This window comes from Bradyrhizobium sp. ERR14 (assembly GCF_014198235.1).
GTDB lineage: Bacteria > Pseudomonadota > Alphaproteobacteria > Rhizobiales > Xanthobacteraceae > Bradyrhizobium.
In genome coordinates, this window is sequence record NZ_JACIHD010000017.1 from 43,692 (window position 1) to 56,692 (window position 13,001).

General features: G+C 67.5%; 12 protein-coding genes and 1 riboswitch. Of the genes, 9 read left to right on the top strand and 3 right to left on the bottom strand.

All coding sequences use genetic code 11. From position 1 onward, the window contains the following. Window positions 1–13: 13 nt before the first annotated feature. The gene (cbiB, locus tag GGD62_RS31265) at window positions 14–955 is read left to right on the top strand and encodes an adenosylcobinamide-phosphate synthase CbiB (RefSeq protein WP_183712010.1); all 942 of its coding nucleotides are present in this window, start codon (window positions 14–16) and stop codon (window positions 953–955) included. Window positions 956–966: 11 nt separating this feature from the next. Next, window positions 967–1,932 (top strand): threonine-phosphate decarboxylase CobD, encoded by a 966-nt coding sequence (gene cobD / locus GGD62_RS31270; protein WP_183712012.1) that lies wholly within the window; start codon window positions 967–969, stop codon window positions 1,930–1,932. Here the strand turns inward: cobD and GGD62_RS31275 are convergent. Beyond that, the gene (locus GGD62_RS31275) at window positions 1,921–3,369 is read right to left on the bottom strand and encodes a cobyric acid synthase (protein WP_183712014.1); all 1,449 of its coding nucleotides are present in this window, start codon (window positions 3,367–3,369) and stop codon (window positions 1,921–1,923) included. The genes cobD and GGD62_RS31275 overlap by 12 nt on opposite strands. A gap of 5 nt (window positions 3,370–3,374) precedes the next feature. After that, window positions 3,375–4,010, bottom strand: a complete 636-nt coding sequence (cobO, locus tag GGD62_RS31280) for a cob(I)yrinic acid a,c-diamide adenosyltransferase (protein ID WP_183236092.1) — start codon at window positions 4,008–4,010, stop codon at window positions 3,375–3,377. A 41-nt stretch (window positions 4,011–4,051) separates the two neighbouring features. Beyond that, window positions 4,052–4,273, top strand: a riboswitch (cobalamin riboswitch). A 94-nt stretch (window positions 4,274–4,367) separates the two neighbouring features. On the opposite strand from cobO, the gene GGD62_RS31285 reads away from it, so the two are divergent. From GGD62_RS31285 to cobJ, 7 genes are read left to right on the top strand one after another with little or no spacing between them, the layout of a single operon-like run. Continuing rightward, a complete protein-coding gene (locus GGD62_RS31285) occupies window positions 4,368–4,742 on the top strand; it encodes a DUF1636 domain-containing protein (protein WP_183712016.1) in 375 nt (124 codons plus the stop codon). Continuing rightward, window positions 4,739–5,773 (top strand): cobalamin biosynthesis protein CobW, encoded by a 1,035-nt coding sequence (cobW, locus tag GGD62_RS31290; RefSeq protein ID WP_183712018.1) that lies wholly within the window; start codon window positions 4,739–4,741, stop codon window positions 5,771–5,773. Before GGD62_RS31285 ends, cobW begins: the two co-directional genes overlap by 4 nt. Further along, window positions 5,773–9,021 carry a cobaltochelatase subunit CobN gene (gene cobN, locus GGD62_RS31295; protein ID WP_183712020.1) on the top strand — a complete coding sequence of 1,083 codons (3,249 nt, stop codon included), beginning with the start codon at window positions 5,773–5,775 and terminating at the stop codon, window positions 9,019–9,021. The genes cobW and cobN overlap by 1 nt, the downstream gene beginning before the upstream one ends. Further along, window positions 9,018–10,181 (top strand): precorrin-3B synthase, encoded by a 1,164-nt coding sequence (gene cobG / locus GGD62_RS31300; RefSeq protein ID WP_183712021.1) that lies wholly within the window; start codon window positions 9,018–9,020, stop codon window positions 10,179–10,181. The genes cobN and cobG overlap by 4 nt, the downstream gene beginning before the upstream one ends. Further along, entirely contained in the window at window positions 10,181–10,810 is a 630-nt protein-coding gene (locus tag GGD62_RS31305) for a precorrin-8X methylmutase (RefSeq protein ID WP_092256199.1), read from the top strand. Before cobG ends, GGD62_RS31305 begins: the two co-directional genes overlap by 1 nt. A gap of 2 nt (window positions 10,811–10,812) precedes the next feature. Continuing rightward, entirely contained in the window at window positions 10,813–11,544 is a 732-nt protein-coding gene (locus tag GGD62_RS31310) for a precorrin-2 C(20)-methyltransferase (RefSeq protein WP_018315962.1), read from the top strand. Beyond that, window positions 11,541–12,275, top strand: a complete 735-nt coding sequence (cobJ, locus tag GGD62_RS31315) for a precorrin-3B C(17)-methyltransferase (RefSeq protein ID WP_183712023.1) — start codon at window positions 11,541–11,543, stop codon at window positions 12,273–12,275. Before GGD62_RS31310 ends, cobJ begins: the two co-directional genes overlap by 4 nt. On the opposite strand, the gene GGD62_RS31320 is transcribed toward cobJ, so the two are convergent. Next, entirely contained in the window at window positions 12,251–12,997 is a 747-nt protein-coding gene (locus GGD62_RS31320) for a cobalt-precorrin-6A reductase (RefSeq protein WP_018315964.1), read from the bottom strand. The genes cobJ and GGD62_RS31320 overlap by 25 nt on opposite strands. Window positions 12,998–13,001 lie beyond the last annotated feature (4 nt).

Sequence of the window (13,001 nt, forward strand, 5' to 3'; positions counted from 1 at the left end):
ACAGGAGGCGTGTGTGGGCTTTGCGGGCGCGATGGTGGTGGCGATGGCGGTGGATGCCCTCCTGGGCTGGCCGTCGTGGCTGTTCGCGCGGATCGGTCATCCCGTGACCTGGCTGGGTCGGCTGATCGGTGCCATCGATATCACCTGGAACTGCTCGTCCGATCCGCCGGCGCTCCGCCGCGTCGCGGGCCTTACTGGCGCGCTTCTGGTGATTGCGCTCTCCGTCGCACTCGGCTGGACGCTTCAGGCCTTGCTTTCCTCGGGTTGGATCCAGATCGTGCTGATCGGCATCCTGGCCTGGCCCTTGGTCGCTTCGCGCTCGCTGCATGACCACGTCGCCGCCGTCGCGAATCCTCTGATGGCCGGTGACATCACCGCCGCGCGCGAGGCAGTCTCGCGCATCGTCGGCCGTGATCCCGCAGCGCTCGATGAAGCCGGGATCGCGCGCGCGGCGATCGAGAGCCTTGCGGAGAATGCCTCCGACGGCATCGTGGCGCCGGTGTTTTGGGGCGCGCTGCTCGGGCTGCCGGGCATCATCGGCTACAAGGCGATCAACACACTGGACTCCATGATCGGCCATCGCAGTGAACGGCATGAAGCCTTCGGCTGGGCGGCGGCGCGCATCGACGATGTCGCCAATTTCATTCCGGCGCGGCTGACCGGATGTCTGTTCGTGCTGCTGGCACCGCGGCGATCGGAGGCGCTGTCATGCATGACGCGCGATGCACGCCGTCACCGCTCGCCCAATGCCGGCTGGCCGGAAGCGGCCATGGCCGGCGCGCTCGGCGTCCGGCTCAGCGGCCCGCGCATCTATCACGGCAGCGCGACCGACGAGCCTTGGCTCAACGAAGGCGCACGCGATCCGCGCGCCGCTGATATCGCCGAGGCACTGACGGTCTACCGCCGCGCCATGGTGTTGCTCGCCGGGCTGCTTGCGATCCTGGCCTTCGCGTGAAAGAACGGGGCATGCGCGAGCACGGTGGAAATCTGGATCTGGCACAGCAGCGTTTTGGCGGACGCGCGGAGGACTGGATTGACCTCTCGACAGGGATCAACCGGCTGCCTTACCCCGTGGCCGAGATCGATCCGCGCTATTGGAACGCACTGCCTTCGCGATCCGACCTCAACGCCCTGCATCAGGCGGCGCAGCAGGCCTATCGCACCAGCGCACCGATCGTTGCGATGGGCGGCGCGCAGGCTGCCATTCAATTGCTGCCGCAACTGGTGCCGACCGGCCGCGCGCGCATTCTCGCGCCGACCTATAACGAGTACGCAGGGGTTCTGTCGGCTGCAGGCTGGGATGTCCAGGAGGCCAGCGAGCCCGACGCGCTGGCAGGCGCGGATCTCGCCATCGTCGTCAATCCCAACAACCCCGGCGGTCAGCATCATGCACCGAAGGATCTGCTCGCACTGCTGCCGCGCGTCGGCCGCCTCGTCATCGACGAGAGCTTTGTCGACGCCGTTCCGCAGCTGTCGCTTGCATCGGAAGCCGGTCGGCCGGGACTGCTGATCCTGCGCTCCTTCGGAAAGTTCTATGGTCTTGCCGGCCTGCGGCTCGGCTTCGCGATCGGCAATGCCGCCGACATAGGCAAGCTTGCGTCGATGTCGGGTCCATGGCCGGTTTCGGGAGCGGCGATCGCGATCGGCTGTCGCGCGTTGCGTGACGACGCCTGGGCCGAGGCCACGTCAGTGCGACTTGCCCGGGGCTGTGTTCGCCTCGATGCCATAGCGCACGCGCAAGGCTGGATGCTGCTTGGGGGGACGCCGCTGTTCCGTCTCTACGAGACGCCCGGCGCGCTCGCCGCGCAAGAGAGATTGGCACGAAGCCAGATCTGGTCGCGCGTCTTCGCGCAAAAGCCGACATGGCTGCGGCTCGGGCTTCCCGGCAGCGAAGCCGAATGGACGCGGCTTGCCGAGGTGCTAGCGCGCTAGCGCGAGCAGTCCTTCCACGTCGAGATGCTCTTCGATATGATCGGCCAGCGCATCGAGCGCGCTTTCGACCCTGGCTTGATAGGGCTCGCCACCTGCGGGAATGTCGAGCCTGGCCAGATAGGCCTTGCGGAAATCATCCGACGTGAACAGGCCGTGCAGATAGCTGCCCTGCACGCGGCCATCGCGCGAGATCGCGCCTTCGGGCTCGCCGTTCAGCTTCGCAAACGGGCGCGCGCGATCCGGCCCGTCAGTGCGGCCGATGTGGATTTCGTACGCCTCGATTGGCTGGTCCGTGTCGGTATGCACGGCCGCGACACGCGTCAGCGTCTTCTGCGGACTCATCACGGTGTCCACGTCCAGAAGTCCGAGGCCCGGCGTGTCGCCTGCGGTGCCTTCGATGCCGTCAGGATCGGCGACGCTGCGTCCGAGCATCTGATAGCCGCCGCAGAGACCGAGCACATGGCCGCCCCTGCGGTGATGCGCGAGCAAATCGATGTCCCAGCCCTGCGCGCGCAGGAAGGCGAGATCGCCGCGGGTCGACTTTGAGCCGGGAATGATGACGAGGCGGACATCGCCCGGGATCGGCTCGCCCGGGCGCACCATCACGAGGTCGACGCCCGGCTCGAGCTTGAGCGGATCGAGATCGTCGAAATTGGCGATACGCGACAGCGCCAGGCAGGCGATCTTGCACTGGCCCGGCTTGCGCGCGTCGCTGAGGCCGAGCGCATCCTCGGCCGGCAGCTCGCCGGCGCGGGCGAACCAGGGCAGCACGCCGAAGCCGAGCCAGGCCGTTCTTTGTTCGATCAGCCTGTAGCCGTCGTCGAACAGCGAGGGATCGCCGCGGAACTTGTTGATGACAAAACCCTGGATCATCGCGGCATCGTCGGGGTCGATCACGGTCTTGATGCCGACCAGCTGGGCGATGACGCCGCCGCGGTCGATGTCGCCGACCAGCACGACCGGCACGTCCGCCTTGCGCGCAAAGCCCATATTGGCGATGTCGGCCTTGCGCAGGTTCACTTCGGCCGGGCTACCGGCACCTTCCACCAGCACCAGATCGGCGCGCCCCTTCAGCCGCTCAAAGCTCTCCAGCACCGCGCCCATCAGCGATGGCTTCATCGCGGCATAGTCGCGCGCACGCGCGGTCGCGATGCGCTTTCCGTGGACGATCACCTGCGCGCCGATGTCGGTCTCGGGCTTGAGCAGCACGGGGTTCATGTCGGTGTGCGGTTCGACGCGAGCGGCCAGCGCCTGCAGCGCCTGGGCGCGGCCGATCTCGCCGCCATCAACGGTGACGGCGGCGTTGTTCGACATGTTCTGCGGCTTGAACGGGAGCACGCGCAGGCCGCGCCGCGTGAGGGCGCGCGCGAGACCGGCGACGATGAGCGACTTGCCCACGTCCGAGCCGGCCCCCTGGATCATCAGCGCGCGTGCCATCGAACTCAGAACTCGACGCCGGCCTGTGCCTTGATGCCGGAGCGGAACGGATGTTTCACCAGCGTCATCTCGGTGACGAGATCGGCGATCTCGATCAGCTCGTCCTTGGCGTTGCGGCCGGTGAGCACGACATGCGTCATCGGTGGCTTCGAGGTGGTCAGAAACTCGACGATCTCGGCGATGTCGAGATAGTCGTAGCGCAGCGCGATGTTGATCTCGTCGAGCACGACCATGCGCAGGCTCTCATCGAGGATCAGCTCCTTGGCCTTCTCCCAGCCGGCGCGCGCGGCGGCGATGTCGCGGGCGCGGTCCTGCGTCTCCCACGTAAAGCCTTCGCCCATGGCGTGGAACTGGCAGAGGTCGCCGAAATGGCCGGTGAGCAGGCGCCGCTCGCCGGTATCCCAGGCGCCCTTGATGAATTGCACGACTGCGCAGGGAAAGCCGTGCGCGACGCAGCGGACGATCATGCCGAAGGCCGACGAGGACTTGCCCTTGCCGGCCCCGGTGTGGACGATGATGAGGCCCTTTTCGCCGCTCTTGGTCGCCATGATCTTGTCGCGGGCGGCCTTCTTCTTCGCCATTTTCGTGGCGTGGCGGGCGTCGGTTTCCTCGGCCGTTTTTGTATCCGGTTCAGGCGTCATCGGGTCCCGGTCCTTCGGCTTGACAAGTGGCGGCCACCGGCAAATGGTGGCCCGGCGTTGGTTCCTGTCCTATGACAGGCGAAGAGGGAATGCGATAGGGTCCGAATCGGCAAGATTTGGGTCCAAAATGCAGCCGCCCCCGCGACCGTGACCGGAGAGATGTCCGAAGCCACTGATTCCCTCAGGGAATCGGGAAGGCGGGGATCGAAGGGGAAAACCCTGCTCCGCAAGCCGGGAGACCTGCCAGCGCGGACGAGTTTTGGACCGGCGGACGGGGTGTTCCGCGACGGGGAAAACGGGCCTTCTGAAGAATGGTCCGTGTGCCTCATCGCCTCCCGCTGTTATCTGGAAGAGGCAATGACCGTCACACTTCACGTCTGCATCACCTGCCGTGCCGGCGAGACGCCAGGCGAGGGCGAGGCGACGCCCGGCAAGCGCCTGCATGGGGCGATCCTCGACGCGGGCGTGCCCGAGGGTGTCAATGTGGTTCCCGTCGAATGCCTGTCGGCCTGCAACCAGGGTTGCTCGGTCGCACTGAGCGCGCCCGGCCGGTGGTCTTACGTCTATGGTCGCCTCTCGGATGCAAATGCGAAGGATGTGGTCGCGGGCGCCGCGGCCTATGCGGCCGCGCCTGACGGCCTCGTGCCCTGGCGCAGCCGGCCGGAAATATTCCGCAAGCAGTCGCTTGCCCGCATTCCCCCCATTGCCGTCGTGCCGGAGGCCGCCGAATGAACTCGCTCGCAAAAGTCCCTGTGACGGTGGTCACCGGTTTTCTCGGCTCGGGCAAGACGACGCTGATCCAGCATCTGCTCAGCAATGCCGGCGGCAAGAAGCTCGCGGTGCTCGTCAACGAGTTCGGTAGTGAGGGCGTCGACGGCGAGATCTTGAAATCCTGCGCCGACGCCAATTGCCCGGAGGAGAACATCGTCGAGCTCGCCAATGGCTGCATCTGCTGCACGGTTGCCGACGATTTCATTCCGACCATGGAAAAACTACTGGCGCGGCCCGTGCGACCCGATCATATCCTGATCGAGACCTCGGGCCTGGCGCTGCCCAAGCCGCTGCTGAAGGCATTCGACTGGCCGGAGATCCGTTCGCGCATCACCGTCGACGGCGTGATCGCTCTCGCGGATGCCGAGGCTGTCGCCGCTGGCCGCTTTGCGCCGGATCCTGACGCCGTCGAAGCGCAGCGCGCGGCGGACGAGAATTTGGACCATGAGACGCCGCTGTCGGAAGTGTTCGAGGACCAGATCGCCTGCGCCGACATCGTGCTGCTGACCAAGGCCGACCTCGCTGGGGCGGCGGGACTTGAAGCGGCCAAGGCTGCCATCACCGCCGAGATGCCGCGCCGCGTGCCGATGCTCCCCGTGACCGACGGTGCGATCGATGCGCGCGTCATCCTCGGTCTTGGCGCTGCCGCCGAGAACGATCTCGCCGCGCGTCCCTCGCATCATGACGGCGAGGCAGAGCACGAGCACGATGATTTCGCCTCGGTCGTGGTCGACCTTCCTGAAGTCGCCGACGTCGATGCGCTGGTCGCATCCGTCCAGAAGCTGGCGCGCGAGCAGAACGTGCTGCGCGCTAAGGGCTACATCGCGGTCGCGGGCAAGCCGATGCGGCTGCTGCTGCAGGCGGTCGGCGAGCGCGTGCGCCACCAGTTCGACAAGCCCTGGGGCGCAGGTCACAGGCGGTCGAAGCTCGTCGTGATCGGCGAGCACGGCGATATCGACGAGGCCGCCATCAAGGCAGGACTTGGTATCTGATGCACGTCGTCTTCCGCGAGAGCCGTGGTCTGGAGGAGACCGCGACGCCTAGAGACATCGGCCAGGACCCGGCCGATCTCGTGGTGCTCTCGTATTCGGATTCCGATCTTGCGGCGTTCGCAGCCGGCTGGCGGCGTGGTCGGAGTAGCCTGCCGTCGCTGCGGCTCGCCAATCTCGCGGAGCTGCGCCATCCGCTGTCAGTGGACACCTATATCGAGCGCACGCTGTCTCAGGCGCGTGGCATTCTGGTTCGTCTGATTGGTGGTGAGTCCTACTGGCCGTATGGTCTGGCTGTGCTCCGGCAGCTCGCCAAGGACCGTGGCATTGTGCTGGCCGTGCTGCCGGCCGACGGCCGCGACGATCCGCGGCTGGATGGATACTCGACCGTGCCTGTCTCGACGCTGCGCCGGCTCAAGGTGCTCTGCGACACCGGCGGACCGGTCGCCGCGCAAGCCGCGATCGCACAGCTCGCACTGGCTTCGGGACTCTATGCCGGGCCTGTTATCGGCGACACCGCCGTGCCCGAGATGGGGTTCTACGATCCCGCCCGCGGCGTCATTGCGGCACCGGCGCACGGCGAGGGCAAGCCGCGTGTGCTGGTAACGTTCTATCGCTCATATCTCACCGCCGCGGATACGGGCCCGGTCGATGCCCTGATCGCAGAGCTGCGCGGGCGCGGCTTTGAAGCCTGCGGCGTGTTCGTGACCTCGCTGAAGGCCGCGGGCGTCGCGGATTGGTTGCGGGCGCATCTTGCACAAAATCCTCCGGCGGCGATCGTCAACGCGACGGCGTTCTCCGCGGCTGGCGACGACGGCACGACGCCGTTCGATGCCGCAGCGTGCCCGGTGTTCCAGGTCGCGCTCTCCACTGCGCGGCGCGAGGATTGGGCGGACTCGCTGCGCGGCCTGTCGCCCGGCGATCTCGCGATGCATGTGGTGCTGCCCGAGGTCGATGGCCGTCTGTTCGCGGGCGTGGTGAGCTTCAAGTCGGCAGGGATGCGCGATCCCGATCTGCAATTCGCGCACCTGGCGCATCGCGCCGATGAGGAGCGCGTGACGGCCGTCGCAGCGCGCGTCGCGGCGTGGCGGCGACTGGCGGAGACGCCGGCCGGTGAGAAGCACCTGGCGCTCGTGCTCTCGAACTATCCGGGCCGGCCGCACCAGATCGCGCATGCGGTCGGGCTCGATGCGCTGGCCTCGGTCGAGGCGTTGGTGTCCGATCTCGCTGAGGCCGGCTTCGATGTTGTGCCGGTCCATGCGCTCGGCGAGGCGCTGCTGAGGCAGCAGCTCACCTGGGGCATCGCCGATTATCGCGCGGCGCTTTCGCGCCTGCCGCAAGTTTTGCAGGATGATCTTGCGCAAGCCTGGGGCGCGCCGGAGAGTGATCCGAGCTGCCGCGACGGCGCGTTTCATTTCGCCGCGATCCAATGCGGCAAGTCGGTCATCGCGGTCCAGCCGGAACGCGGCGATGCGACCACGCGCGATACCGATTATCACGATCTCGCCCGCACGCCGCGCCACGCCTATGTCGCGTTCTATCTCTGGCTTCGGCAGCAGGCCTGTGACGCCGTCGTGCACATGGGCGCACATGGCACGCTGGAATGGCTGCCCGGGAAATCCGTGGCTCTGTCGTCCGCGTGCTGGCCGGAAGCCCTGATCGGCGATCTTCCCGTGATCTATCCCTTCATCGTCAACGATCCCGGCGAGGCCGCGCAGGCGAAACGGCGCTTGGGGGCCGTCACCATCGGCCATCTGCCGCCGCCGCTCACCGCATCCGCCGTGCCGGAAGGCTTGCGCCGGCTCGAACAGCTCCTTGACGAATATTCGACCGCCGATGGTCTCGATCCCGCGCGCCGCCAGCGATTGATCGCTGTGATCCGTGATGAGGCGCGCGTGGCGGGCCTCGAGGACGATCTCGGTTTGGATGCCTCGGCCGCGCCGGCCGAAGCCATTCCGCGCATTGATCGCTTCGTCTGCGATCTCAAGGAAAGCCAGTTCGGCGACGGCCTGCATGTGTTCGGCCGCGGCGCCTGCGGCGATGCGGAGCGCGATGCGTTGCGTTCGGCACTTGCCGGCAAGCGCGTTGCGCCGGGACCGTCGGGCTCGCCCTATCGCGGCCGTCAGGACGTGTTGCCGACTGGACGCAATCTCTTTGCCGTCGATCCGCGCGCGGTGCCGACGCCGTCGGCGCATGCGCAGGGCATCAAGCTTGCCGAAGAGCTGCTGCGCCGCCATCTGCAGGATCATGGCGACTGGCCGAAGGGCTTCGTGGTCGATCTCTGGGGCTCGGCAACGATGCGCACCGCGGGCGAGGAATTTGCGATGGCGCTGCATCTGGCTGGCCTTGCGCCGCGCTGGGATCACGCCTCCGGCCGCGTCATCGGATACGACATCGTCGCGCCGGCCGAACTCGGCCGTCCCCGCATCGACGTCACGCTGCGGGTGTCGGGCCTGTTCCGCGACGTCTTCTCAGGCCTTGCGCAATTGTTCGAGGCCGCCTCCGAAGCGCTTGCGACACGCGAGGACGAGGGCGACGAGAACCCGTACCGCCACCGCGCCTCCCGCGTGTTCGCGCCGCGTCCCGGACAATACGGCGTCGGTCTATCGGCGATCCCCGATGCCTTCACGCCCGAGACACGCGAAGCCGCGGGCGAAGCCTGGTTGTCGGCATCGTCCTGGGCGTTCTCGGCCGACGGCGAGCTGCAGCCGAATCGTGCCGGCATCGAGCAGCGCCTTGCTTCGGCTGATGGCTTTGTCCATGTCCAGGACTTGCCGGAAACTGATCTGCTGCTCGCGGCCGATTATGCCGCGCATGAAGCCGGCGTTGCGGCGGCTGCAGCGCATCTCGGCGCGGCAGGACCCTCGCTCTATCACCTCGACACGACTCGTCCCGAGCAGCCCCACGCGCGCACGCTGACCGAGGAGATATCGCGCGTCGTCCGAGCGCGCGCCGCCAACCCGGCGTGGATCGCCGGCATGATGCGTCATGGTTTTCGCGGCGCTGCCGAGATCACCGCGACGCTGGAGCATATGGCCGCTTTCGCTCATCTCGCCGGCGCCGTGCCGCCGCATCTGTTCGATCTCTACTACGATGCGACGCTCGGCAATGACGACGTCCGCGCCTTCATGGCGCGTGAAAATCCATCCGCACTCGCCGCGATGGAAACCTGTTTCGCGCGCCTGCACGATGCGGCGCTTTGGCAAACGCGCCGCAATTCGATCGCGGCGGCGCTGCGGGAGGCCTCATGAGCGCGGCCACGGTCAAGGGCTGGTGTCCCGGCGCGCTGCGCCCGATGCTCTCGGGCGACGGGCTCGTGGTGCGCGTGCGTCCGTTCGGTGGGCGGCTCGAAGCACCACAAATCACAGGACTTGCCGAGCTCGCCGGGCAACACGGCAATGGTCTGATCGACGTGACGAGCCGTGCCAATCTGCAGATCAGGGGCGTTAGCGAAGAAGGCCATCGGCCGTTGATTGACGGCCTTGCGCGACTGGCGCTGCTCGATCCCGATCCGGCCACGGAAGCCCGTCGCAACATCCTCGTCACGCCGTTCTGGCGCGCTGGCGACGCGACTCAATCGCTAGCAGCCGAGCTCGAAGAAGCGCTCGAGGATAACGCGCTCGCGCTTCCAACGAAATTCGGCTTCGCGATCGATGACGGGACCTCGCGCGTGCTCGCCGGCGATTCCGCCGACATACGCATCGAGCGCGATCGCACAGGCGGTCTCCTGGTGCGGGCCAACGGCGCAAAGCTCGGCCGCTCCGTCGCACGCGGAGAGGCCGTGAGCACGGCGCTCGCGCTCGCAGGCTGGTTCCTGGTCTCCGGCGGTGCGACGGGCGGGCGAGGGCGCATGGCGGCCCACATCGCCTCCGGCGCGGCATTGCCTCAATCGCTGCGCGGCGAGACCGAGCCCGCGCCCGTGATGGCCGCCTCGCGCCCCGGGCACTATCCGCAAGGCGCGATGGTGGGCGTCGCGTTCGGGCAGATGCTGCATACGACGCTGCATCAATTCGCCGGTTGCGGACATGCGCTGCGCATGACGCCCTGGCGGATGGTGCTGAGCGAAGGCAAGCGCGAGATGCCGAGCGCGCCGGGCCTGATCACCGAGCCGTTTGATCCCGCGCTGCGCGTCATTGCCTGCAGTGGCGCACCGCGCTGCCGCGAAGCCCATGCCGATACGCGTGCGCTCGCAGCAGCGCTCGCCCCGCGCATCGCCGCCGATACGCGGCTCCACGTCTCCGGCTGCGGCAAGGGCTGTGCCCATTCCGGCACGGCCGCGGTCACGCTGGTGGCGACCCTTGCCGGATTCGATCTCGTCCGTGACGGCTCGATCCGCGACGAGCCGGTGTTGCGCGGCCTGAACGGCGCCGACATCGTCAGCGATCCCTCCATCCTGGTGGGAGGGAACTGATGCCGCACACTTACGAGACCGATGGCGCTGCGATCTACCGGCAGTCCTTTGCGACCATCCGCGCCGAGGCCGATCTTGCCCGCTTCTCGCCCGACGAGGAGCAAGTCGTGGTGCGGATGATCCATGCCGCCGGCATGGTGGGTCTTGAGGCGCATATCCGCTTCACCCCGGGCATGGCGATCGCTGCGCGCGCCGCCTTGCAGAAGGGCGCGCCGATCCTCTGCGACGCGCGCATGGTCTCGGAAGGGATTACGCGCGCAAGGTTGCCCGCAGCCAATGCTGTGATCTGCACGCTTGGCGACGAGACCGTGCCTGCACTCGCACAATCCATGCACAACACCCGCTCGGCCGCGGCGCTGGAGCTGTGGCGGCCGCATCTCGATGGCGCGGTAGTTGCGATCGGCAATGCGCCGACCGCGCTGTTTCATCTGCTCAACATGCTGGAGGACCGTGACTGCCCACGGCCTGCGGCGATCATCGGCTGTCCCGTCGGCTTTGTCGGCGCGGCCGAGTCCAAGGCCGCGCTGATGGCCGATCCGCCCGTGCCGGCGCTGACGGTCCAGGGCCGCCTCGGCGGCTCTGCGATCACGGTTGCCGCGGTGAATGCGCTGGCGAGCCGGAGCGAATAGCGATGGGACGCATCATCTGCTGCGGTCTCGGCCCCGGCGATCCTGATCTGATGAGCGTGCGCGCCGATCGCACCGTGCGCGCCGCGCAGCACGTCGCCTATTTCCGCAAGAAGGGCCGGCCGGGCCAGGCGCGGCGCATCGTCGAAGGCATGTTGGCGACCGATGTCACCGAATATCCCATGGAATATCCCGTTACGACGGAGATCGCCTTCGACAGCGCCGAGTACGTGCAGCTGCTCGCCGGCTTCTACGACGAGTGGGCCGAGCGTCTGGCGCGGCTTGCGCGCGCGGTCGACGTCGTCGTGCTCTGCGAGGGTGACCCTTACTTCTACGGCTCCTTCATGCATCTGCACACGCGCCTGCAGGGCCGCGTCGAGATCGAGGTGATCGCCGGCATTCCCGGCATGGTCGGCTGCTGGAATGGTGTCGGACAGCCGATCGCGCTCGGCGATGACGTGACGACGGTGCTGATGGGGACGCTGGCTGAAGACGAGCTCGAGAGGCGTATGCGCGATTCCGATGCGCTCGTCGTCATGAAGACCGGCCGCAATCTCGCAAAGGTGCGCCGTGCGCTCAGCTCTGCCGGCCGGCTGGACGATGCCTGGCTGGTCGAGCGCGGCACCATGCCGGGCGAGCGCGTGGTGCGGCTCGCCGAGGTCGATGGCGCCGACTGTCCCTATTTCGCGATCGTGCTTGTGCACGGCAAGGGCCGGCACCTGGACGCCGCCGAATGACGGGCACGTTGACCATCGCGGGCCTCGGGCCGGGCAGCGATGCGCTGGTGACGCCCGAGGTCACGGCCGCGCTGGCGGCCGCAACCGACATTCTGGGTTACGCGCCCTATGTCGCGCGCGTGCCGCCGCGTGCTGGGCTTAAGCTGCATCCCTCGGATAACCGCGAGGAGCTGCAGCGTGCGAGCGAAGCGCTGCGGCTTGCCGCCAAAGGCGGGCAGGTCGTCGTCGTCTCCTCCGGCGATCCCGGCGTCTTCGCGATGGCCTCGGCCGTGTTCGAGGCTCTCGAACAGGCGCCGCAATGGCAAGATCTTTCGATTCGCGTGCTGCCTGGCATCACGGCAATGCTGGCGGCGGCCGCACGCGCCGGCGCGCCGCTCGGCCATGATTTCTGCGCGATCAATCTCTCCGACAATCTCAAGCCGTGGGCAGTCATCGAGAAGCGCCTGCGGCTCGCCGCCGAAGCCGATTTTTCGATTGCGATGTATAATCCGCGCTCGGCAAGCCGGCCGGAAGGATTCGGCCGCGCGCTTGCGGTGCTGAAGCACGCAGGCTGCGGCGAGCGCCTCGTGATTTTTGCACGCGCGATCAGCGCTTCTGACGAGAGCATCGAAACTGTCACGCTGAACGAAGCTCGGCCCGAGATGGCCGACATGCGGACGCTGGTGATCGTGGGAAATTCGCAGACGCGCCGGGTCGGCCGCTGGGTCTATGCGCCGAGGCGGGTAGAATGACCGAGCCACTGCATGATCTCGGCCACGCTCTCGACCCGCAACCGCTCGGGCAGCTCCGGCCGCGATATCATCATCACGGGCAGGCCGAGCATGCGGGCCGCGTCGATCTTGGCGCGCGCGCCGTCGCCGCCGGAATTGCGGGCGACGATCCAGCCGATGCCGCGCCTACGCAACAGATCAAGCTCACTGTCGAATGTGAACGGCCCGCGCGACACGATCACGTCGGCGACGAAGGGCGGGGGAGCCTCCGGCGGATCGACGAACCGCAGCGTATAGGTATGCTGCGGCTTGTTCGCAAACGGCGCGATATGCTGGCGTCCGATGGCGAGGAACACTTTTGCGGGCGCCTCGGGCAGCGCGGCGACCGCGGCGCTGACGTCCGTGACTTCGATCCAGTTGTCGCCGGGCGCTTTCGTCCAACGCGGGCGCTCCAGCGCAATCAGCGGTGTGGCGGTTTCCGCGCACGCTTCGACCGCATTGCGGCTCATCTCGGCAGCGAACGGATGCGTCGCGTCGATCACGTGCGTGATGCCTTCGCGGCGGATGTAATCGGCCAGTCCGCTAACGCCGCCGAAGCCGCCGATGCGGGTCGGCAGCGGCTGATCGGCAGGCGCGCGGGTGCGACCGCCATAGGAGTAGACGGCCTCGATGCCTGCGCGCGCGATCGCCGCGGCGAGCAAGCTCGCATCGGCAGTTCCGCCCAGAATGAGGGCGCGCCTCATGGCT

Coding starts and splice junctions, on each gene's coding strand:
- cobD (WP_183712012.1), top strand. CDS start 967: ATGCGCGAGCACGGTGGAAATCTGGATCTGGCACAGCAGCGTTTTGGC.
- GGD62_RS31275 (WP_183712014.1), bottom strand. CDS start 3,369: ATGGCACGCGCGCTGATGATCCAGGGGGCCGGCTCGGACGTGGGCAAG.
- cobO (WP_183236092.1), bottom strand. CDS start 4,010: ATGACGCCTGAACCGGATACAAAAACGGCCGAGGAAACCGACGCCCGC.
- GGD62_RS31285 (WP_183712016.1), top strand. CDS start 4,368: ATGACCGTCACACTTCACGTCTGCATCACCTGCCGTGCCGGCGAGACG.
- cobW (WP_183712018.1), top strand. CDS start 4,739: ATGAACTCGCTCGCAAAAGTCCCTGTGACGGTGGTCACCGGTTTTCTC.
- cobN (WP_183712020.1), top strand. CDS start 5,773: ATGCACGTCGTCTTCCGCGAGAGCCGTGGTCTGGAGGAGACCGCGACG.
- cobG (WP_183712021.1), top strand. CDS start 9,018: ATGAGCGCGGCCACGGTCAAGGGCTGGTGTCCCGGCGCGCTGCGCCCG.
- GGD62_RS31305 (WP_092256199.1), top strand. CDS start 10,181: ATGCCGCACACTTACGAGACCGATGGCGCTGCGATCTACCGGCAGTCC.
- GGD62_RS31310 (WP_018315962.1), top strand. CDS start 10,813: ATGGGACGCATCATCTGCTGCGGTCTCGGCCCCGGCGATCCTGATCTG.
- cobJ (WP_183712023.1), top strand. CDS start 11,541: ATGACGGGCACGTTGACCATCGCGGGCCTCGGGCCGGGCAGCGATGCG.
- GGD62_RS31320 (WP_018315964.1), bottom strand. CDS start 12,997: ATGAGGCGCGCCCTCATTCTGGGCGGAACTGCCGATGCGAGCTTGCTC.